Source organism: Clostridium sp., assembly GCF_051278035.1.
In the GTDB taxonomy this organism is placed as follows: Bacteria; Bacillota; Clostridia; order Clostridiales; family Clostridiaceae; genus Clostridium_AD.
The window spans coordinates 14,582-37,556 of record NZ_JBNMNU010000015.1; the positions used below are offsets into that span (position 1 = coordinate 14,582).

General features: G+C 30.9%; 23 protein-coding genes. 6 read left to right on the forward strand and 17 right to left on the reverse strand.

Annotated elements, in window-relative coordinates; all coding sequences use genetic code 11:
* Nucleotides 1-21: 21 nt before the first annotated feature.
* From ypeB to ACJAX4_RS03945, 8 genes are all read right to left on the reverse strand, one after another.
* Nucleotides 22-1,392 carry a germination protein YpeB gene (gene ypeB / locus ACJAX4_RS03910; protein WP_435788147.1) on the reverse strand — a complete coding sequence of 457 codons (1,371 nt, stop codon included), beginning with the start codon at nucleotides 1,390-1,392 and terminating at the stop codon, nucleotides 22-24.
* A gap of 78 nt (nucleotides 1,393-1,470) precedes the next feature.
* Nucleotides 1,471-2,100 (reverse strand): stage II sporulation protein R, encoded by a 630-nt coding sequence (spoIIR, locus tag ACJAX4_RS03915; RefSeq protein WP_435788148.1) that lies wholly within the window; start codon nucleotides 2,098-2,100, stop codon nucleotides 1,471-1,473.
* A gap of 62 nt (nucleotides 2,101-2,162) precedes the next feature.
* On the reverse strand, nucleotides 2,163-3,338 hold the full coding sequence (locus ACJAX4_RS03920) for a Ger(x)C family spore germination protein (protein WP_435788149.1): 1,176 nt from the start codon (nucleotides 3,336-3,338) through the stop codon (nucleotides 2,163-2,165).
* On the reverse strand, nucleotides 3,328-4,437 hold the full coding sequence (locus tag ACJAX4_RS03925) for a GerAB/ArcD/ProY family transporter (protein ID WP_435788150.1): 1,110 nt from the start codon (nucleotides 4,435-4,437) through the stop codon (nucleotides 3,328-3,330). The genes ACJAX4_RS03920 and ACJAX4_RS03925 overlap by 11 nt, the downstream gene beginning before the upstream one ends.
* 39 nt (nucleotides 4,438-4,476) lie before the next feature.
* The gene (locus tag ACJAX4_RS03930; RefSeq protein ID WP_435788151.1) at nucleotides 4,477-5,937 is read right to left on the reverse strand and encodes a spore germination protein; all 1,461 of its coding nucleotides are present in this window, start codon (nucleotides 5,935-5,937) and stop codon (nucleotides 4,477-4,479) included.
* A gap of 54 nt (nucleotides 5,938-5,991) precedes the next feature.
* Complete coding sequence (locus tag ACJAX4_RS03935; protein ID WP_435788152.1) at nucleotides 5,992-6,186, reverse strand: CLC_0170 family protein; 195 nt, start codon at nucleotides 6,184-6,186, stop codon at nucleotides 5,992-5,994.
* Between the two features lie 156 nt (nucleotides 6,187-6,342).
* Nucleotides 6,343-7,185 (reverse strand): 4-(cytidine 5'-diphospho)-2-C-methyl-D-erythritol kinase, encoded by an 843-nt coding sequence (gene ispE / locus ACJAX4_RS03940; RefSeq protein ID WP_435788153.1) that lies wholly within the window; start codon nucleotides 7,183-7,185, stop codon nucleotides 6,343-6,345.
* 171 nt (nucleotides 7,186-7,356) lie between these two features.
* Entirely contained in the window at nucleotides 7,357-8,919 is a 1,563-nt protein-coding gene (locus ACJAX4_RS03945; protein WP_435788154.1) for a DUF3794 and LysM peptidoglycan-binding domain-containing protein, read from the reverse strand.
* A 445-nt stretch (nucleotides 8,920-9,364) separates the two neighbouring features.
* Here ACJAX4_RS03945 and ACJAX4_RS03950 point away from each other — a divergent pair, with 445 nt between their 5' ends.
* From ACJAX4_RS03950 to ACJAX4_RS03965, 4 genes are all read left to right on the forward strand, one after another.
* Nucleotides 9,365-9,616, forward strand: a complete 252-nt coding sequence (locus ACJAX4_RS03950) for a hypothetical protein (RefSeq protein ID WP_435788155.1) — start codon at nucleotides 9,365-9,367, stop codon at nucleotides 9,614-9,616.
* Nucleotides 9,609-10,532: a hypothetical protein gene (locus ACJAX4_RS03955; protein ID WP_435788156.1), complete on the forward strand. Its 924-nt coding sequence runs from the start codon at nucleotides 9,609-9,611 to the stop codon at nucleotides 10,530-10,532. Before ACJAX4_RS03950 ends, ACJAX4_RS03955 begins: the two co-directional genes overlap by 8 nt.
* Nucleotides 10,533-10,538: 6 nt before the next feature.
* The gene (locus ACJAX4_RS03960) at nucleotides 10,539-11,555 is read left to right on the forward strand and encodes a hypothetical protein (protein WP_435788157.1); all 1,017 of its coding nucleotides are present in this window, start codon (nucleotides 10,539-10,541) and stop codon (nucleotides 11,553-11,555) included.
* A gap of 147 nt (nucleotides 11,556-11,702) precedes the next feature.
* Nucleotides 11,703-12,071 (forward strand): hypothetical protein, encoded by a 369-nt coding sequence (locus ACJAX4_RS03965; protein ID WP_435788158.1) that lies wholly within the window; start codon nucleotides 11,703-11,705, stop codon nucleotides 12,069-12,071.
* Between the two features lie 395 nt (nucleotides 12,072-12,466).
* On the opposite strand, the gene ACJAX4_RS03970 is transcribed toward ACJAX4_RS03965, so the two are convergent.
* The 3 genes from ACJAX4_RS03970 to ACJAX4_RS03980 form a co-directional block, all read right to left on the reverse strand.
* Nucleotides 12,467-12,703, reverse strand: a complete 237-nt coding sequence (locus ACJAX4_RS03970) for a Veg family protein (protein WP_435788159.1) — start codon at nucleotides 12,701-12,703, stop codon at nucleotides 12,467-12,469.
* Between the two features lie 328 nt (nucleotides 12,704-13,031).
* Nucleotides 13,032-13,946, reverse strand: a complete 915-nt coding sequence (gene yabG, locus ACJAX4_RS03975; protein WP_435788160.1) for a sporulation peptidase YabG — start codon at nucleotides 13,944-13,946, stop codon at nucleotides 13,032-13,034.
* A 119-nt stretch (nucleotides 13,947-14,065) separates the two neighbouring features.
* Complete coding sequence (locus ACJAX4_RS03980) at nucleotides 14,066-15,070, reverse strand: CotS family spore coat protein (RefSeq protein ID WP_435788161.1); 1,005 nt, start codon at nucleotides 15,068-15,070, stop codon at nucleotides 14,066-14,068.
* Between the two features lie 139 nt (nucleotides 15,071-15,209).
* Between ACJAX4_RS03980 and ACJAX4_RS03985 the strand changes: the two genes are divergently transcribed.
* Nucleotides 15,210-16,346, forward strand: a complete 1,137-nt coding sequence (locus ACJAX4_RS03985; RefSeq protein WP_435788162.1) for a glycosyltransferase family 4 protein — start codon at nucleotides 15,210-15,212, stop codon at nucleotides 16,344-16,346.
* Nucleotides 16,347-16,392: 46 nt separating this feature from the next.
* Here the strand turns inward: ACJAX4_RS03985 and ACJAX4_RS03990 are convergent, their stop codons facing one another.
* Genes ACJAX4_RS03990 through ACJAX4_RS04005 form a run of 4 tightly spaced genes read right to left on the reverse strand, consistent with a single transcriptional unit; the run spans nucleotide 16,393 to nucleotide 19,525 of the window.
* Complete coding sequence (locus tag ACJAX4_RS03990) at nucleotides 16,393-17,448, reverse strand: CotS family spore coat protein (protein WP_435788163.1); 1,056 nt, start codon at nucleotides 17,446-17,448, stop codon at nucleotides 16,393-16,395.
* Nucleotides 17,449-17,497: 49 nt separating this feature from the next.
* The gene (locus tag ACJAX4_RS03995; RefSeq protein ID WP_435788164.1) at nucleotides 17,498-18,250 is read right to left on the reverse strand and encodes a hypothetical protein; all 753 of its coding nucleotides are present in this window, start codon (nucleotides 18,248-18,250) and stop codon (nucleotides 17,498-17,500) included.
* 35 nt (nucleotides 18,251-18,285) lie between these two features.
* Nucleotides 18,286-18,510 (reverse strand): hypothetical protein, encoded by a 225-nt coding sequence (locus ACJAX4_RS04000; protein WP_435788165.1) that lies wholly within the window; start codon nucleotides 18,508-18,510, stop codon nucleotides 18,286-18,288.
* A gap of 4 nt (nucleotides 18,511-18,514) precedes the next feature.
* On the reverse strand, nucleotides 18,515-19,525 hold the full coding sequence (locus ACJAX4_RS04005) for a CotS family spore coat protein (protein WP_435788166.1): 1,011 nt from the start codon (nucleotides 19,523-19,525) through the stop codon (nucleotides 18,515-18,517).
* Between the two features lie 184 nt (nucleotides 19,526-19,709).
* Here ACJAX4_RS04005 and ACJAX4_RS04010 point away from each other — a divergent pair, with 184 nt between their 5' ends.
* Nucleotides 19,710-20,837 (forward strand): glycosyltransferase family 4 protein, encoded by a 1,128-nt coding sequence (locus ACJAX4_RS04010; RefSeq protein ID WP_435788167.1) that lies wholly within the window; start codon nucleotides 19,710-19,712, stop codon nucleotides 20,835-20,837.
* A 92-nt stretch (nucleotides 20,838-20,929) separates the two neighbouring features.
* Here the strand turns inward: ACJAX4_RS04010 and larB are convergent, their stop codons facing one another.
* Both larB and larC read right to left on the reverse strand, forming a co-directional pair.
* Entirely contained in the window at nucleotides 20,930-21,676 is a 747-nt protein-coding gene (larB, locus tag ACJAX4_RS04015) for a nickel pincer cofactor biosynthesis protein LarB (RefSeq protein WP_435788168.1), read from the reverse strand.
* Nucleotides 21,677-21,724: 48 nt separating this feature from the next.
* Nucleotides 21,725-22,966, reverse strand: coding sequence for a nickel pincer cofactor biosynthesis protein LarC (larC, locus tag ACJAX4_RS04020; RefSeq protein WP_435788169.1), 1,242 nt, complete (start codon nucleotides 22,964-22,966; stop codon nucleotides 21,725-21,727).
* Nucleotides 22,967-22,975 lie beyond the last annotated feature (9 nt).

Sequence of the window (22,975 nt, forward strand, 5' to 3'; positions counted from 1 at the left end):
TTATATTCCTTCCCTTTAGGACTATATAGTTAATTTCCCATTAGGTGTATCTATTATTTCCATTATTCTTTGTTCATACCCAGTACTTGCATCAATATATACTATAAATTCTTTCCCCTTATACGAACCTAAAAATTCATAGCATAAAACTTCTTGATTAGTCAAAGTAGGTACAATCGCTAAACTAGTTTTATTTATTTTTAAACGCTTTCCAACCTTCTCTTGTGCTTTTGCTGCAGCTATTTTTGGTGCGACAATCTCCCTTTTCTCAACATGGGCCACTAAAAACTTTTCAGATTCAATTCCTATAATACTGCCATCATCAAGTGCAATTTTAAGCTTCACTTGATCCGGGTAAACCGTTACTTCCCCTTGGTTATATACATAGCTTACTACTGCTGTATTATCATAATTCAGTGTATATGTAGGCTCCATATTTTTATATCCTATTTTGCCGATAAAATCGCTTCCACCCTTTACCGCCTCATTTATATCTAAAGTTTTCTTCCCTACCGACCTACTATCTAGTAAATATACTATTCTTCCCCCATTTTTACTTATTTCTATCACCGTATTGCCATCATTTTTATCTCTGCCTTTAAATGTTATGTTAAAAGTATATGCTGGTATTCTAGTTCTTCCTTCCACTGGCTGATTTTCAATACCTTCAATTTTATCTTTTCCATATATGTTTTCTATTATTTTAATGGCCTCTTTTTGGCTTACTTCTTTCTCATCCATTACCTTAGGCTCTATTTCTAATATGTTATCAGAAAAAGGACCATCATAAATTAATGCTGGATATTGAACTATTTGCTTTTGTATGCCCTGGAATTTTTTCGTCATAAGGTCATCCCCTGCTTTCGCAAATACCCGGCTACTCTTTTTCCTGATTTCTCCCCATTTAACTTTTCCTTCATTTATTTCAGAAAGGACTCCATTTAATTGTTCTTGAAGTGTATAAGATTGTTTTTCTAACACGTCAATCAAATCATATTCCTTATTATTAAGCTCCTTACCTTCTGACGATGCTTGGGCCAAAGTATAACAGAAATCTCCTACTTGAGCTAAAAATCCACTTGTGTCTCCTACCACTGATTGTTCAAGTGGTAGGGAATGCAATTTATCACTTGCCGTGGATGAATATCTAAAAATTTCTTCAAACACTACTATACTTTGTTCCCTAGACCCTACAATAGCTGCTTTGCCTAGATTTACCCTTATATTTTGTACAGAACTAACAAGCTCATACATATTTTTACTATATTCACCTTGAAGATAATTTCTATAATCTAATCTTTCCAAATACATTAGCATGGCAAAAGTAGTTGAAAATACGACTATTAAAGTTACAACACTTGTATACAGCATTCTTTTCTTCATCATTTTCATTTGTTTTCCTCCTGTTCTTTATCATTAGCACATAACAATTACGTATCATCATCCTACTAGTATTTTTTAAAAATTTGTCTAAGAAAATAATCCACTAAAAATTTCCGCCAGTTTAAACTTCACAATAATTTCTTTGTTATCTTTAGTATTATCTATTAATTCATACTCATCCTCCGATAATACAGTCCTCATATCCCGCTCTGTTTCCTCAAAAGCCACATCTCCTTTTGTAATATCTACAAAACATAATGGCGGAAACATAACACACCACCAATTTTGTCCCGTACCACTTCCAATAAGTATCCTGAATGCTTCATATTCCCCCTGAGGAAGAGTTATATTTCCATAGGTCTTAACCGGAAAATATTCCTTTGAAAGAGTTGTAACAACAGAATATTTAAATCCATTTTTATTTATAACCGTTTCGGCAATTTTTTTTATATTTTTCGTTTCATTATTTATAATTTTTCTTGACCCTTCTATGTCCTTACTGTTTATAAGCTTGGGTGATACATATTCCAAAACAGAATCTCTTACTTTTAACTTTAACTCCTGATCCACCTTATCATCACTATTAGCTATTACATGAAACCTTATAAGTTTACCTGCAACATCACTTTGACTTGCCTTTCCACTTATGTTGTTTGTATTTAAAGATATAGATATTATAATTATTATGGCAACACTTGTTAATATAATTTTTTTCACAGTGACCCACCCCCCAATAAAATGATTTATATTTTAATCATTACCATTTATTGTAATAATATTCACTGAACCGCTCCAACTCTTCTTATTTTAGTATCAACGGTTACATTAACTGTTGCATTTTTATATTTTTCATCCCATCCACCTTCTATTTTGTTCCAAAGTGAAGGTTTAAACTTTTCAATATGTTCACGTATACCAAAGGGATCTATCTCAAATTCAGTTTTAGATATTTCCATTATTTTCTTACATTCTACAGAAATTGACTTATTAAATATACCTTGAAGCTTCTCCAATTCATCCTTTTGAAGTGTTTTTTTACCTACATAGTATCCACCCAACTGACCTTCGAAGTTTAAATCTACATTAATTACTAACTTATCCCCCTCTTCCTCTACTGTCAGTATTCTTTTACACCCATCTATTAAATAATCAACTGGATGTCCGTCCATATAAATAACCTTTTTACCAGCATTAAATTTACCACTCAAGAGCTGAATATCCATTAATTCTAACGGATTAAAATATCCTTTTAATTCATAATCTTTAATTATAGCAGCCCCTGTTAAAATCAATTCATTCTTTTCCTTATCTAAATTTATTCTTGGTAATAACACATTCCCATTCTCACTTAAAAGAATAAGGAATTCATTTAAATCTATGCTCATAATCCTAGAATTCTTCTTACTATTAGCCATTAGTCCGGAAATATAATTTTGGGCACTTTTTTCTATAATTGGTTTGAATTTTACATAGTCTTCAGCTATGCCTTCTGCGACTACTATATCCATCATCCTACTTATATCAGGATTTCTCTGGAAATAATCTACTATTTCTTTAATTGTTTCTTTATATTCCAATATATTGCTACTTAATATCAGTAGCTTAACATGCCCCATGTATATATCTCTGCTGCTTTTAGCCATAGCTTCCGACGCAGTATCCTCCATAGAGTAGCCTTGCGTATTAATAAATTTTTCCTGTGCACTTCCACCTTTATCCGGACCTAGCATGCTCATATCTGGGAACCCATAGGTTACATTGATTTTATTAATTTTGCCCTCTGCAAAGGGCTCTTCTGGATTGATCTTTTTTAACTCCTCCTCTTTATCAATATCCTCACCTGTGTCAATCGCTATAGTGGATATGAAATTAAGCCTATCTATTTCTATTTTATCCCAACATCCAACCAGTAGTATACAACTGAGGACAACTGGCAAAATCTTTTTAAATATCATCCGCACATTTCCTCCTCTCTTTAACTTTACCCACAAGTAATATAAGTATTGGTAAAATAACAAAAACAAATATAGCCGTTAATAGAACTACAGGCGTATTAAATTGTATACTGTAAAGTTCTGCTATATTTTGCGGATATAATGCAACAACATAAACAATGGGCATTATTAAAAGCGAGGATAATTTAATATCTTTTAGTTTAAATACAGTTTTTGTAATTTCAGCAGAAAAGAAATAAATATTAACAAAGGTAGTGAAATAAAAGAATATCCAAAATGCCATTACTACGCCTTCCCAACGTTCTATAAATGTTCCTGGTATATCTAAAGTTCTTATCATAGAGATAGTTGGCCATAATAAAATCCTACTCTGTTCTTTAGAAAATACTGCTAAAACAAGTATCATTACAATCAAATAAAATATTGTTATAAACATAATACTCTTTTTTAACACCCTTGGTGAATTCTTCTTACTCTTAACATAAGGAAGAATGAGATATGCTATTTCAATTCCTCCAAAACAGAATAAAATATATCTAGATGCCTTAAAGTAATTAGACGGTTTATTATTAAGTACTGGTAATAAATTTGTAAAATCAGCATTTACTGCAATAAGTATAAAAACTATAAAAATTGGAATGAACATAATCCAAAATATGATTTCATTAAATTTAACTAAATCACCTACTTCCCCCCTAACTAAGTAAGTTGCCGTTAAAATAGTAACTATTAAAATAAATTCTGTCGGAGTCTGCCTTAATAAATGTAGTTTAATAACTTCGGCAAATTCCCTCATTCCTAGTGAAACAATAAATACACTATAAAGAGCAAACACAATAGCAAATACTCCTCCAATTATCACACCAAAATTATTCTGCAATATATTGGTGAACTGTTCAAAATCATTTTTCTTCAAAACCATGTATATAAGATACAGTAATAAGAAAATTACTATCCCACCTATTAAAGTAACTATCCACGCATCACTACCTACTTTATCTATTACCTCTCTTGGGCTAGAAAAAATCCCCACTCCCACTATAGCTACCACTATAGTGGCAAATAAACCAAAATCTCCGATTATTTCTTTATGCCGCATAATGTTATTCTTCACCTCCTATTACAAACATAAGATAGTTTATTTTTGTCTTATCTTATCTCCTGTTTTCATATATTTAGGTCTTTCTTTTATCTTGGATAAAGGCGCTTTGATATACATATCTTTTAAATCGCTCATATTAGTACTAACCGCTGGTGCTAGATACGGTATTCCAAAACTTTTCATTCTAACTAGATGAATGAGAATTACAATGAGACCCATCATCATTCCATATAGACCTGCAATTGCAGTTGTAATAATGAGTAGAAATCTCATTAGCCTAAAAGCTGTAGTAACTTCATAATTCGGGGTTACAAATGTAGTAATAGCAGTAATTGCCACAATAATAATCATAATAGGACTAACTATTCCCGCACTTACCGCAGATTGACCTATAACAAGCCCTCCTACAATACCAATAGTAGCTCCAATCGGCCTTGGCAGCCTAACCACAGCCTCCATAAGAAGGGCTAAAAATAGCTCCATAATTATAGCCTCCACAAATGCAGGAAAAGGAACTCCTTCCCTTGAAGCCGCTATAGAATAAGCCAATTTAGTAGGTATTATAGCTGTATGAAATGATGTAACCGCTACATAAAGTGCCGGCGCAGTAAGAGAAATTATTATAGAAATCATCCTAATAAACCTAATCATAGATGCATGCATCCACCTTTGGTAATAATCATCAGGCGATTGAAATAAATTAGGCAAAGTACACGGAACAATAATCGCAAATGGAGAATTATCCACAAGAAGAGCTACCCTACCCTCGTATAAAGCTGCCGCTACTACATCAGGTCTCTCAGTACTTTGTATTTGAGGAAAAGGAGAATATTTATTATCCTCTATTAGCTGCTCAATGTAGGCAGAATCAAAAACTGCATCAATATTTATTTTATCTATTCTATTTTGAAGTTCGCTAAGCACCGTTTTGTTTACAATATCATCAATGTACATTATAGCCACATCAGTTTTTGATCTAGTTCCTATTGCTTTAGATTTAACTCTCAGTCTAGTATCTCTAATTCGTCTTCTAACTAAAACAGTATTGAATCTTACAGTTTCCGTAAACCCTTCTCTTGCTCCTCTGATTACTGTTTCACCAGATGGATCTCCCACCCCTCTGGCCGGCCAAAGCCGCGTCGCAATAACATAGGCACAATTTAATCCGTCAATAAACATCAATGTTTCGCCAGAAAGCGCAGCATTAACTCCTTCACTTAATTTTTTTACTTCTCGCATATCACTAACCGCTAGTAATTGGTCTTTTATTTGGTCTACATTTTTTATTTCTTTTGAACATAACATTAATGGTTCTAATACATAATCATCTAATAACAGTTTGTCGGCCATTCCATCTATGTAAACTAAAGCCGCATTCCAATCCCCTACCTTAAAAGTTCTAAAAACAACATCTGAGTTATCCTTTAAAAGTTCTTTTAAATACGTTACATTTTTTTCTACTTCGGACTCAATATTATCTTCTATTTTTTCTTTCATAATGATTCACTTCCTTACATATTATATGTGTGCTATGGCTTTACCATTTCATGTTTATTTAAACATCCACCTAAGTATAAATAGAATAATAGATGTTGTAATTACAAGCCATCCTAAAAATGTTGCTTTCTTACTAGTACTATCCATGTGAGATTTTTTAAAGCTCCTTGCATCTACAGTAAGTACAACTGTACCTTGAATCAACATCATCATTAGAAAATATACGTCAAATAAATCTAATATCTTCATTACTTTACTCCTTATTTCAGTATAATTTATAAAACATATAACTAGTTTCTACGACACCGATAGAAAATATTCACTAGGCACATGAAAATAAAAAAAAACGTGTAAAAACCAGTCACGGCGTTTTACACGTTTTTATATATCATTATAAATTTATAGCTAAATTGTTCTCGTTATATATACTTCTTTATATTGAGTTTTAAATTTATCATAACATCTTTGAGCCTTTAACATATCCTCAAAAAAGGCGAATATTGTTGGTCCACTTCCACTCATCATTGATCCCATGGCACCCATTTTAATCATATCCTCCTTTATTCTTTTGAGAACTGGGTATTTTCTTAGAGTAACATTTTCAAGTAAATTTTTCATACCGTTACATACTTCCTGTAATTCTTCCGCTTCCATAGCTTTTATTAAGGCTTCTGTATCTGGATGTTTATAAATTCTACTAGTATCTAAATTTTTGTAAACTTCCCTTGTAGATACGCCAAAATTAGGTTTAACCAATACTAAAATATGATTTTTAAAAGGTACCAGCGGAGTAATAATTTCTCCTACCCCTTCGCATAATGCAGTTCCACCCGTTATACAAAATGGGACGTCTGCCCCTATTTTTAAACCTAATTCCATAATTTCATTGTCAGGTAACTTTACTTCAAACACTTTTCTAAGTGTTTGAAAAACTGATGCTGCATCTGCACTTCCACCTCCCATCCCTGCCGCTACAGGAATGTTTTTCTTAATATATATGTTTATACCTCCACTTACATTATAAGTATCCATAAAGAGTTTTGAAGCTTTATACATTAAATTCTTCTCATCAATAGGTATGTAGGGTTTATTGCAACTTATATTAATTCCCCTATTACATTTTTCAAATGAAATAGAATCGTATAAGTCTATGTTTTGCATAATCATTTTTAATAAATGATATCCGTCTTCTCTTTTTCCTACTATATCTAAAGATATGTTTATTTTTCCATAAGCTTTTACTAACATGATTTTCCTCCAACTCTATATTAAATATCACCATAGTGGCACCATCCACTAAAGTAGGTGAAATATTACTAATAAAATTAGTATATTACAACAAATATAATATTGCTACTAATAATTTAAAATAAGACAATAATAAACCCCCATGTGCTATTAACAACATGGGGGTTTGAATTATATAATTACTCTACCTGGTATTATAAGCTTTTGTGAAATTTTTATAACATTAGGGTCATCTATACCATTCACTCTTGCGATTTCTTGCATTGTAGTATTATATTTTTTAGCAATTTTCCACAAGGTGTCACCAGATTGGATTACATAAATAGTAATACTAGCTTTTTTAGTAGGTATTTCACCTTCCATCGGGTAAACATCAACCAAAAACTTCTTCTGCATAATATAATTTACTCTTGCATATGCTTTCACTACAGCCCTAACCGATATATTTCCTGCATCAATATCTGCATTTACATTTTCAAGTGTTACCTTACACATACTGCTCATATTTATCCTAGCACCTAATATCTCAGCACCACAAGTAAAAGGAATTTCATCTGATACAGCAGATAGATATTTTTCCTCATCTTCACTTCTGTATAATACCGTTACATTCATTATACCCTCTATTATAACCTTATCCTCAGTGACCTTTTTATCTGTTACACAAACACTGGCATTGCACATAATTATCTTACTAGGCTTTGCCATGCTATTATTTACCTCTATGTCACCCTTAACTAAAGTCTCCGTTAATAGTTGCCCTTGCATTACATTAAGATCATAATCTTTTTTATCCATTTCTAAATTAATAGTTGGTGAATATACATCTTCAATTATATCCACTTCTTCTTTGTGCATACCTCTAGTACTCGTCTTTATCATAAACTCAACATCTATAATTCTTTTTTCTCCTAAATCATCTTCCTTGATGTCAAATTCCATAGCATCTACATTGAACTCTGTATAATTTTCCATATTCGGGTTCACACCACTAAATTCTAATTCTTTATTCAACATAACATCATGCTCAATATAAATTAATTCTCTGCTGTCTCTGTTCTTATAAATAATGCTTACAGATGCATATGCATTAATTAGAATTTTATCTTCGTAAAGTTTCACTTCTTTCTTATGGATATTAACATCGCACTTTATAACTTTAGAAATTTCAGGTTTATCCATAGGAATTTTTATATTAGCTTTTCCAATAAGTTCTCCATTAAAATTCCTAGTGACCTTATCTATACTAGTAGTATTTTTTAAATATTGAACATCTTTAACTACTTCAACATCTTTAACTATTTGGAAATTAAAATTTTTATATACTTCAGAATTTAATCTCAGAATACCTTCTAGGCATATTTTCCTCTCATTAACTATTTTACATTCCATATGTTCTACAAAACACTCAGCATCACAAAGCATTTCAGGCTTAGCACCCATTATATCTATTGTATTTGAGAATTTGGAACTATACTCAACGTTTTCAACATCAGTTCGTTCTTGATCTTTAGTAATATAAAGTACATTATATTTAATCTGCCCCTCTAAGTATACCTTATCTTGAATTATTTCTTTAGAGTTTATAGAAGCTTTAACATCTAGCATAAGGACTTCCCTAACATCTGGATGGGTATCCGGTATTACATATTCTTCTTTCACTACTGTATCAGCAGTGTTTTCTCCTAATAGTTGTTCATATTCTATATCTTCTCTTATTAAATCTATATCCATATTATACCTCCTTGTATTTCTATTGGTAGATAACAATGGCTTGTTATCTACCTAAAATACCTACTGTTAATATATATAGAAATAGTAAAGAAAATATGATATCCCAAACTTTTATTCGTATTACAATTTTCGTTATAATTCCTTAAAAAGTAATTTATATAAGTCGGATTATATACCAACGGGTTCTCTTTTGAGGTGCTTTTAATAAAATAACATACCATTTAACGTGCTAATTAACATTATAATTAGCACGTTATTTTTATTGATATAACAAGGTATATTAACACTATTCTTAAAAAATACACTATTATTAACATTGTAATTAACATTGTAATTAACATCAATATTTATTGTTTCATAATTTTATGGAGTGTATATTTAAACTGCTATTTGGTATACTAATAAGAGTGCTAATTAAAATTACATTGTTTAAGGGGGCTAACAAATGAATTTCATTGAACCAAAGAATAGGAATGGTCAAAAGGTAGACTGGGTAGTATCTGAACATTCAAGAGCAATTGTTCGATACTATGCTGAATATACTGGATATAGTGAAGAAGAAATTGTAGACATATTTCTAAAAAATATTATTGATGATAGTAATTTTCTTGATTGGATACATAGCAAAAGGAACAAAAAACGAGTATATACCAAGTTATTTCCAAATCAAAATGTAGAAGATGAACAAAGTGGCTAAACTAAAACGACTTACTTCAAAGGATGATACTTTAGTTACAATAATGCCACCTATATCCAATGAAGATATTGAAAACAGAGACAAAGATTATCCTATTTTATCATCTGTCGCTTTTGCTAAAAAATATAGAGATACATTATTTACACCAGTAACTATCTCTATAAATAATACGATTCATACTATACAGCTCAACTATTGTAGTAATCCATTTTGTAAATGGTTCGGTGAACCACAAATTAGATTTGATAATATAAAGAATAAGCCATTTAGATATAAGTTATCTGGTACGGGTGAAAAGAAAAATATAGTTTGCAATCCCAATAAGACGGATACCATAAAGGGAATATCTTTAGAATGTACCACTACTGCTTACTCTAATTGGTCTATAGCAGAAGAAATTAAGCGATTGATACACAGTGATAAAATAGTAGATCGGATTCCTGAATATAACTTTCATAGAGAGCAATGCAATATTAAAGATACCACCCCATCTTTAAATGTAAATAGTTTTAAAAAAAGGGGAAAAAGCAGTTCAAACTCAATAAAATGGCAATGTAAAATATGTGGTAAAATGACTAATGTACTTCCTTTGAGAGAAGAAAATTTTGGTTATCATCAAAAGAGAAATGATATTATACCTTTGTTTGCTAAACTTTTATTGAACCGTACGCCTATAAAACGAAGTTGTGAAATACTACAGGTTTCTCCAAAGACATATTATAATAAATTAGAATGGCTCTATAAAAAATGCCTTGAATTCTTAGATAGGCATGAACGAAAAGCATTTGAAAATCACACATTTGAAATAATATGGTTAAATACTGATAAAATGGTTTATAGTTTGAATAATGTTAGAAGGCGTGGTAAAGGTGGGACAAGGTATGATGATGTAGAAGAATTGAAGTTTCCTACATAGATTGTAGTGAGTGGAGACTCAAATTCAAAATATATTTTTAGAGCAGATGTTGCTTATGATTGGAATATAACGCAAGAGGAAATAACATCTGATACAAAATTGCTAAAGGAAGACCATCTATACGATTTTGCTTGTAAAAATGCAAAATATAGGTTTTCATACTGTCCACAACCACCAACAGCTAACGATACACAATCGTATGCAGAATATATGGATAAATACACGAAATTCAACATCAGAGAGAGTTATATTGACGGTTTACATATTATATCTTCTTATACTGCATTTGCTCACTACTGGCTTATTAAGAACACGATAAAGGCTAATAAATGGCGATTTGTTTCAGATGATGATAGTTCAATAACAACTCCATTATTCAGGGTGTTTGCTCCTGAAATTAAAGAAGGCAATGCTTTACATTTTCTTTGCCAAGTTGAGAAAGGAAAAACAAAAAAAGAAGCCTTTAATGAATATGTTGAAGCAAGGGAGTTACTAAAAGAACGGAAGAAGATAAATGGGATTAATAATATATCAGAAACCAATGTCGCCATTTTAAAAATGGTGGAAAAGTTAGAATTTCATAAGTTCCATGACTTTATAGAACGTGAAGGTCATAGTTATCCAGTGTGGGCTAACAGACCTCTTAAACACCCACTACCGTCAATTGATGAAGGAACAAGAATTATAAACTGTACAACTAATGTTTCTGACTACAACACAGAGTATTTAGCAAGGTTACTTATAAAAGTAAATAATTATGCGGTTAACTCTTTTATGCAACAAATCCATAGAAGATTATCAATACTCGAAAGACCGTTAACTACTGCAAGAGGTGAAGGTAAAAGCTACGTTTATGCTAATTTCAATCCTAAATACGCACAATATGCTATTACTATATTACGGACATATTATAATTTTTGTATGACATACAAAACGTTAAATAAACAACTTACAACTCCCGCTCAACAATTGGGCATAACAAATAAAAAGTTTGAGTTAAACGATATTATATACTTCAAATAAACTTTTAATTTCCCTTATTATATTATTAATAAGCTATTTAGTACCAACATGTAGAAAACATGTTATAATTTTCTTATAGGCTGTATATATTTTAACATTATGATATATACAGTCTTTTATAATATGGATGAAGGGAGTTAGGCTATAATGAGTAAATTCAAAAAAATTTCTTTAGTGTTAATAATTTTAATTACAGCTATCCTAATTAGTATCACAATGTATTTAGCCATTGGCACAGGTGTTAGTACGGGGAGTATTTTTATTGAAAATATTACGAAAAACAATAGAACTCCACAAATCACTGGAATGACAAGCGATAGTGCTTTAGTCTATTCTGGATATAGCTATAAAATCAAAGGTGATTCATTGTATTTAAAGTTAAGATATAGTCTTGTTAGTCCATTCCATCGTGATGGAAAATTCAATATTTCCTTAAATGATAACCTTGAAAATATTAAACATATATACTTACAGGGTAACAAAACCGAGGATACAAAACCAGTTTTGGCTAAATAAATCACTTCATATTTTTCTTAAAATCAGAATTATATGAAGTCTAAGATTTTTATTTACGATTAATAAGTAAACAAAAAAGCAGAAGGCTGTTAAACCTTCTGCTTTTCCTATCGTTAAAATACATGCTATTTGGTGTGATAATTGGTATATATGCACCTCAAAAGAGAACCCGTTGATTATATACAATAGCATCTTTTTTCAAACTAAAAAAAGGCATATATTAAATAGATTACAGTGTTACCAATAAGCAACTGCATTCTATTTAATATATGTCTTGTTAGTCTTATATAAGCTAAGTCCAAACAAATAACAAGTTAGTATAATCGTTTATTATTTTTATTTGCTTAAAATTAATTTATAAATGCAAAAAAACGATACTGAAATAAAGTATCGCTTTATCCTGCAAAAACTATTTGAACTGTTTTTGTCAAAACATCTGAATAACTATATGTCACCGTCCTGTGGGTGTCATTGTCAAGTCTAATAACAAAAATACTTGTATACGTCTTTTCTATAACTCCATTATCTACAAGAATTTTTCTTCTTCCACCATTAGCTTTTAATGTTACTCTTTCACCAACATGACTTTCTATTTCATCTTTTATTGAAGTCAATACATTAACTTTTTCCATAGCAAGCACCTTCTCTCCACATTTCACATTATACACTATATATATATTATTGTCAAGCAACTTATTATTTTATCACTACTATAACAATTTTGTCAATGTTAAATTTATGTTAACAAAAACGTATTTTCATAGATTTTTACGCTTACAATTGATTTTTCTCCGTTTTATAACCTTTTATGTACATACTATAATAGTATCTCCTTTAACAGCATAAATATTCATTTTTATAAGTAGAGCTCCCATACAAAATGTGGGAGCTTATTTAGATATTCAAAATAAAACCACATACATAATAATTATATGTTTTTAAAAAAATGCTCCTTAGAATCTATATATACTGGGACTTTGGAAACCCCTCTCTATATTTACCCCTAGTTTGAAGCCCGCCTATACCCTTAAGTCCCGTTATAGTGTTCTGTATAACATCTTCTATTGCTACAACATTTTCTACATTTGTATATGCTATTTTTTCAGCAACTAGAACAGGATCCAAACAATGTATCAAGACTCGATTCGGAGAAGATGCAAAATTGGCACCAGCATCTAAAAGCGCCTCATAACACGATTGACACGCTCCAGCAAATATAACTAAATCATCATAATTGCTATTATAAGCTCTAAGTGCTATAACGCATTCTACAAAGTATTTCGAATTCCTGTAATTGTTTAAGTCTACATAATCAGTTATTCCTTTTACCATACCATCATGACCTGTTATTACTACTATATCTGGCTTTATTTCTTTGACTAAATCTACTATTTGATCTGGTTGATCTTTTTCTGATATTATTCTACCTACGGCCTCTAAAGAAAATTGCTTATAAGTTTTTAAGCAAACCTCTAGATATTCTGCATCACCGTCAACATGTAGTATTTTACCCGGCCTCCCAAAAACCATATCTTTATTTTTGTATTCTTTGTACCTTTCTTCTTTTAATTGTGAATCTTTAATTCTTCCAGTAATATCTATAGCTGTCCCTCTGTACCCTTTCGTTCCTTTAATCCTATTCATCAGTACCTTTTTAATTGACGCATTAACTTTTTTATCAAACACTTTATCTATTTCACTAATTTTATTCTCTGATACTAATTGTAGATCTTCATTTCGTGAGTCAGCTTCTATTCTTAAGTTTATCCCCTTAAGTAAATACAAATCCTTATCACCGTCAGTTATAATATCTATTATTTTAAAGGTAATGTCTCCACCATAAGATTTTCTTACTACAATATCTCCTATTTCCACAATATCATCTCCAGACTTAAACTCATAATATATATTATGAAAATATGTCTAATAGGTGAGTGCAAAAATAGATATGTAAATATTATATCTACATATCTTTTTATATAGCATGATTTATATTATTTTTGATTAAAGGCTTTCTTATATTCTTCAATAAATACCATATACTTTTCTTTTTCAGAAATTAACTCCTCCATCTTCTTGTTAAAGGAATTTTGAATCCAGGTAACTTCATTATAATAGTATCTATTACAAAGTCTCCAGTACCTTTGTGGAAACATTAGAAATGCATATATGAGTCTATATTCTTCTTGTGATAGAGGATTTACGCTGCTATATGCGTCTAATATAATTTCAACGTGTTTTATGTCCCAATCCTGCTTTTTAAGTACCTTTATTAAAAAATTAGATAAATCATATGCTTTTACTTCTCTTTTGCAGTAATCAAAATCAATTATGTTAACATCATTATTCTTATCAATAATAATATTATGATAAGTATAATCATGGTGGCAAAACCCTTTTTCTTCTTCTGTTTGCCTGCATATATCAAAATACCTAGAATCATCAAGTATAGCCATAGCTCTTTTGCCTAGTTCCTTCTGATCATCTACACTCTTAATATAATTCATATCAAAATCAGTTTTAAAATTCTTCTTCTTTCTAATCATTCCCTTCATTTTCTCAAAAGACTTTATTCTTTTTTCCATTAAATGAGGCCATCTTCCAAGATCTGTTTTCAGCTTACTATTCTCTGGTGGATCATACCCTTTAGATGCGATGTGCATGTACGCTAAATTTTTAGAAGCGTTAATAAGCTCCTCCTCGTTATGAAAATCGCACTCTCTCCCATCTATCCATGACGATAATGTATAAATATCTTCATTAACTAATGCATAAGGGTTTCCTTCAGTATTTAAAATATATCTATCCACCTTGTCAAATCCATTCTTTGCAAGATGTTCTTTGGCGCCGTATACAAACAAAAGTTTTTGTGTCCCATAATTGATTTTTTTTAGGCATTTAGTGCCATCGTCAGTCTTTAAAAAATACACACCCTTATTAGGACGTATACTTTCTATTTTAATACCATATTGCTTCTCAATTTCAAATTCTCTCATCATGTCACTCACCCCCCTCTATAATTTATATTACAAATAATTTTTTTTAGAATATATTCTTAAAGGTTTTAACAACATTTATGCTTTCTTTTAATATAATAAAGTATATTCACATATTAATCAGTGCTTAAGGAGTCTTAAAATGAAAATTGGAATTGATGCTAGGGCTGCAAAATGGTATAGAGGAACTGGTATAGGTACTTATGCTTACCAATTAATTCACTCTTTAAATAAAATAGACAATTATAATGATTATTTACTTTACGTACCGGAAGATTATAAACTCAACATACCTTTTCAGAAAAACTTTCATATAGAGAATATTGCACAATATAATCAAAATAATCAAAATAATTTTTGGAATGAAGTGACTATTTGTAACAATTTAATAGACAAGTCTATGGATATATACCATGTTCCTCAAAATGGTATAGGGCTTCCTAAAGACAAAAACTGCCCTTTCGTTATTACTTTACATGATGTTATTCCATGTAGAATGCCAGAAACCGTTGGCGACCAATACTTAAAAATTTTCAACGAAAAACTTCCAGATATTATCCCTTTGTGTGATGGAATAATTACTGTGTCACAATATTCCAAAGAGGACATTATTAAAGCTTTCAATTTTCCGAGAGAAAAAATATATGTTACTTATTTAGCCAGCGAGGATATCTATAAACCTTATGACAAAGCACTTAGTAAATCTATTATCCAAAAACACTACTCCATTACTGAAGACTATATTCTATATGTTGGTGGCTTTAGCCCTAGGAAGAATATCCTTGGACTACTTGATTCCTTTAGCTTACTCCTACCTAAATTAAAAAAAGATATGAAACTCGTAATTGCAGGTAGTAAAGGTAAATCATATGATATATATAAAAAAAGAGCAGAAGCTCTGCATATTGAAGGTAGTGTGATTTTTCCAGGCTTTATCTCCATGGACCATATCCCCTACCTGTATAATGCCTGTGAGCTTTTTGTGTATCCTTCTTTTTATGAAGGTTTTGGACTCCCACCAATTGAAGCAATGGCTTGTGGGGTGCCTGTAATTGCTTCAAACGTTACTTCTATTCCTGAAATAGTTAAGGATTCAACTTTACTTGTAGATCCCTATGATATAAACGACTTAAGTGAAAAAATGTATACTGTTCTCCATGATAATTTTTTAAGACAATCTCTTATAACTAAAGGATTAAAAAGAGCCTCTGACCTAACTTGGGAACATACAGCTAAAGACACTCTAGCCGCTTATAAAAATATATTATTAAATAGTTAATTTAAAACCCCCACATAGTGTACATAACACTATGTGGGGGTTTTAACTAACAATTATAATAATTTCTAAAACCTTCTAAGAATTCTTCTCTATCTTCTCTATATTCCACTTTTTTCTTTAATCTATTTAAAAATATCTCTTCACTCCACTGCTTTTTCCTTGTGTAATAATCTTTAGATACACTATAAAAATCTGAGGGGAAACTAAGCATACCGTATAATACGGTTAATTCTCTCTGATCTAATGGGTTTATCGCTGTATATTCACTTAAAATACTATGACATTTTTCGATATCATATCCGAAATTTTTAATGGCCTTATTTATAAAATTACAAAGATCATGCACCTTTAAATCTACAACTGAATAATCAAAGTCTAGGAAATACACTTCTTCTTTATTGATTAACAAATTATGATGAGCTAGATCATGATGACATAATACTATTTTTTCTTTTTCCTCACATAAATTAAAATACTCAGATTTTTCTAAAATTTTTATACTTTTCGTTATGTTTTCCTCGTAATATTTTTCATGTTCTAAAAAGATTTTATCAAATTCATTTTTATTTTCATATAGAGTGACTAGCCTTTTGAAAAACTTAAGTTCCCTTAGTTTTTTATTGAAATTTTCTATTACTTTACCACATAAGTACCGCTTATGGTGCTTTGCACACAATCTAACAAATACCTCATCATACATAATTCCATTTGATGACATATGAAATTCTGCCAGTGCTTTTGATGCCAGGGTTATATCCACCGGGCTACTATATTCACACTCTCTACCTTCTACTAAATTCATAATACAATATATATCATCTTTCCACCTTACATATATAAGGTTATCTTTTGTCTTTTCAAATTTTATGAGTTTGTTGAAATTTTTATTTCTAATATACTCAATACTATAATTAATAAATTCCAGTTCCGAAGTACTATAGCTCACTTTTTTTAAAACCTTATCACCTTTGTCAGTATCAAGTATAAAAACTTTCCTTACCGGAATAACATCACTTATCTCTAAATCAAATTTACTAAATAAATTCACATCTAAATCATATTTACTTAAATAAGCCTTATCTTTATATCTAACGTCTAACATATTTTCACCTCTTAACTATGACACTAAGACATTTTTATTTTCTTACTAATTAAATTAAAGAGTCTCCATCTTGACTCAAAGCTTTTATAAGCTTCTCAGAAAATCTATCCTCAGGCCACTGCTTTTTACCTTCTCTATACCTATTACAACATTTCATAAATTCATGTGGGTAAGATATTAAAGCTATTATAAATTTTGAACTAGTGTCCTCCAGTCCTTCAATATTACAAAATTCATTAACAAGCCTCTTATAATCAAATTTCTCCCCTTTTCTTTTTAATCTATTAAGTAAAAGAAAACAATCCATTTCCACCATGTTATAACTACAATCTTCAAAACTAACCACTTCAACATTTTTATTTTTTTGGAGATTTTTAAAATCTGTATTACCGAGGCATATTTCGCATCGCCTCATGCTTCTTTTTATAATCTCAATATAATCCGAATGATATGCTGCCCTTATGCACATCTCCCCTCTATTTATAACTCCATTTCCATGTTTAAGAATTAATTCTTCAAAAGAATTTTTAGGTTCATCTCTTTTAATTTTATTTATGTCCCTTGTAAGCTTTTTAATATAAATTTTATATTCCTCTATGATTTTCCCTGTATTGTTATTTAACTTATTCCTTAAATACCCATTAAAGCCCAAAGATTTTTCATGAAAAGCATAAATCGCATGAAACTGCTCTATTACTAATTGTTCATCTATATTTTCAGGATTAAACTGCATTACATCTACATTTTTAATGCCTTTGAATATCATGTAATCAGAAAATTCATTATAGATGCTTATTGCCACTGGCATCACCTCTAATCAAATCTATTAGTCAAATACTATTTACCTTTCTTACTGTTTTTATCCATTTTTCTTAATATCTCGTTTTGTTCAAACTCTAACTCTTTAATTTTTTTTTGTCTTTTTTTTATTTTTTTAAGTTTTTTAACTTCCTCCTCCATCCTTTCAAGTTTCATATCATATTCTTCTACAGTAGAATCTTGCGGCTCTATTATGTCAATTTCTCTCTCATCCATGTATTTATCCTCTTTGTTTTTACTCACAATACTACCTCCCATAATTTATTTTTCTAAATTCATCAACAAAAATTTGCCGCTCTACTCTATCCTCCTCTATTTTTTCCAGCTTCTTCAAGAAAAATTCTTCACCCCAATTTTTTTTCTCCCAGTAGTATTGAATTCCAGTTTGCCAATATTCCTGGGGAAATTCCATAAATCCTGCCATTATATCTATGTCACTTTTGTATATTTCATTTGTAGCATGGTAGGTATCCATTATAAAAAGTGCATTTTCAAGGCTCCATTTTCCATTTTTCATTCTTCTTATTAAGAGGCTACTTAAATCATGTAAATGAGTATCCAAGATGCAATAATCAAAATCTATAATGCTTATGCCTCCACTTTTTTCAATTAATACATTATGGTGAGCATAATCATGATGGCAAAATCCCCTATGTTTAATTTCTTCTTTCATCTTATCCGCATATTCACTTTTGGTTAAATTACATATTGCTCTATCGCTCCTTAATAGCTCTTCCTCCATCATCCCTAGATAATTCATATCAAATTCCGTTTTGAACTGTTTTTCATCTATTCTTCTTTTAAAATCTAGTATTTCACTCCTTCTTGTTTTAAAGGTTTCTATCCATTTAAGCCAAGCAATTCTTGGTTTCATATCAGGTGTGACTTTGAAATTCAAACTCCTTATATGAAGCTGCGCAAGCTTTGAGGTGCATAACTCTATGTCTACTGGATTATCATAATTACACTGCCTTGCGCTTAGCCATGGGGTTAAATATGCATATTTACTATCAACAGCTATATAATCATTTTTATCTTTTGTTTCAATTATTTGTGGTATATTTTGAAAACCATTGTTTTGCAAATGTTTTATTGCACCAATAATAAATAAAAAATGCTTAAAGTCATAATTAATGATTTTAAGGCAATACATACCATCATCAGTCTCTATTCTGTATACATTTTTTATTTTTTCAATATCAACAATACGTAGAGAATATTTTTTCTCTACTAATTCCCTTAATTCCTGGGTAACCAAATGCACGCCTCCGAAATATTCTTCTATTGCATTATATGAAATTATGGAATAATTTGTGCAGGTTTATATTTATACAAATAGCACACTTTTCTAATGAAAATAGTATATTAATATATATTGTATTTTAATAAATCTATAAATTATTAATTTAGCATTTATCTATTAATATTAAGGAGTGGACGCCATGAGGATTGCGCTTGATGCTAGAGCTATCAATCTCTATAGTGGCACAGGTATAGGAACCTATACAGAAAATGTGCTTAAAAATTTAATTAACATAGATACTACAAATAACTACCATATTTTTTGGTCAGGTAGTAATTACGAGTGCATAAAAAAAGAAAACTGTAAAATAGTAATGACCTCAAAAAAACACCAACGTTTTTTTGAGGACTACTATTTTCCAGAAAATATAAGAAAGGAAAACATAGACATATATCATATGCCACAAAATGGTATAGGTTTTAGCAATGAAATTTCTTGCAAGAAAATAGTCACTATACATGATTTAATTCCATACATCATGCCTAAAACCGTTGGAAAGGGATATTTATTAAAATTTTTAAAAGAAATGCCTTTGATAATAGAAGGAGCTAATGGAATAATAACTGTCTCTGAATTTTCTAAACAAGATATTCTGAAATTTTTCCCTATAGATGAGCGTAAAATTTTTGTAACTCCACTAGCTGCCGATAAAAAGTACGCTCCTTTAGACAAAATCCACTGTAAGACCTTTCTAAAAGACATGTATAGTTTAGAGAATCCATTTATACTCTACTTAGGTGGATTTAGTGAGAGAAAGAATGTTGCTTCTTTGTTAACTGCTTTTGCAAAAGTGTACAAAGATTTAGATAAAAAATATAATTTAGTTATCGTAGGCGGATATAAAGATTCAAGTCAAACGCTCTTAAAACTTACAAAAGAACTCGGAATAGACTCTCATGTTATTTTTACTGGATTTGTTCCTGAAGATCACCTACCTATTTTCTATAACGGTTGTGATGCTTTTGTATATCCTTCTTTTTACGAAGGATTTGGACTTCCACCTCTAGAGGCAATGAGCTGTGGAGCCCCTGTAATAGCTTCTAACCTTACCTCTATTCCAGAAGTAGTTGGGGATGCTGGAATTCTAATAAATCCCTATGATATATCTGAGATATCTTTTGCCATAGGGAATCTATTAAGTAATGAAAATTTAAGAGAAAAACTTAGTATTAAGGGACTTAAAAGGTCTAGCGAATTTTCTTGGCAAAATACAGCGAATAATACACTTAAAGTTTACGAGGACGTATATAACCGTGAATCTATGTAACCAGCCTTGTTAGTAGCTTTTAAATTGACAACGATGAAAAAACCACTGAAGTATTCTAAACAAATATACTTCAGTGGTTTTCTAAATATAATTTATAATTTATTAATAATGCTTGCTAGATAACCCGCTCCAAAGCCGTTGTCAATATTAACAACACTAACTCCGCTAGAGCAGCTATTTAACATGGATAATAGGGCAGCAAGTCCCTTAAAGCTAGCTCCATAGCCTACACTAGTTGGAACAGCTATAACTGGTTTATCTACTAAACCTCCAACAACGCTTGTTAAAGCGCCTTCCATTCCAGCAACCGTAATAACTACTCTAGCATGCCTTATAACATCTAGATTCCCAAATAACCTATGAATACCCGCTACCCCTACATCATAAATTCTTTCAACCTTATTTCCAAAGATTTCTGCTGTAACAGCTGCCTCTTCAGCAACTGGTATATCAGAGGTTCCACCCGTTACTAATGCAATATATGTACTTGGACTCTCTACATTCTTTTTTTTAATAACAATTGTTCTTGCCAGTTCATTGTACTCAGCATCATTACATACTTCTTTTACTCCTTCATACATTTCCCTAGATGCCCTTGTTCCAAGAATATTTACATCATTAGTAAGCATTAATTTAACTATCTCTTTTATCTGACCTACAGTCTTCCCTTCGCAATATATAACCTCTGGGTAGCCAACTCTAAGTTCTCTATGATTATCTATTTTTGCAAATCCTAAATCAGAATATGGCAACTCTTTTAACTTATCTAAACCATCCTCAATGGATATATCACCATTTTTTATGGACTTGAGAAATATCTTCATTTCCTCTGAATTCATATGTTTACCACCTTTTTTAATTTGTGATTTCCATCTCGATCCTTCGTTTTATACTTCATTTTTTAGCCTTTCATATACCTCTCTTGCAGATATTCCCGTGTTGCCAGCTATTTTCTTACACTCTTCATATTCGAGCTTGCTTTTTATTTTCTCACCTTTGTAGTAAGCTTCTTTCACTGTAACTTCACCGTAGCTAGTGTTTACTTTGGTAAATTTTCTTTGGAGCATAGTTTTATCCACTTTAAAATTTCTTACGCCAAATGTAGTAGTTTCTCTGAATAATAATTCTTTCATTATTTCCGATTTATCTGAACTGCATAAAACACTTATTTTCACACTTGGTCTACCCTTTTTCATTATAATCGGAGTTAAATAAACATCCAAAGCACCTTTTGTAAAAAGCTTATCAATAATGTACTCATATAGCTCTGGGTTCATATCATCTATGTTACATTCAATAATTTCTTCTTTTTCGCTGTTTACCATATTAGTGTTAGACAAGTTATTCTCCTCTACTAACATAACTCTTAGCACATTAGGAATTTCAGTATCTCTATTACCTACGCCATAGCCAATCTTGTTTACAATAAAATTATTATTATCTTTAAATTCATTAACACAAGCTGCAAGAATTGCGGCACCCGTAGGCGTTGTGGTTTCAAAGGGTACAGCTCCAAGTTTTACTGGTATCCCCTTTAAAATTTCCACAGTAGCTGGCGCTGGAACTGGTATAATTCCATGCTCGCACTTGACAAACCCACCGCCAAGTTCTATGGATGAGCACATTATCTTATCAACATTTAAATGGCTTATACAAATAGCCGCCCCTACTATATCAACAATAGAATCTACTGCGCCTACCTCATGAAAGTGGACCTCATACAAAGGTTTTCCGTGAACCTTCGCTTCAGCCTGCGCAACCTTCATGAACATCTTCACACTTAATTCTTTAATTTCTAAACTGAGCTTACTGTCTTCTATAATTTTCTTAATATCTTTAAGATTTCTATGTTCATGATGACTATGATCCTTACTCATATGTTCATGTGAATGTACGCCTTCATTTTCAGCATGATTATGAGTGTGAGTGTGCTCTTGTAAAACTACATTCACTTTAGTGCCCTCTATACCTTTTCTAATTCCTCTTGATACTTTTATTTCATATCCATTTAGACTTAACTTTTTTAATTCTTCTATTAGATATTTCTCTTCTATACCGAGGTCTATTAATGCTCCTAAATTCATATCTCCACTAATACCTGAAAAACAGTCATAATAAAGTATTTTCATTTCACTTCA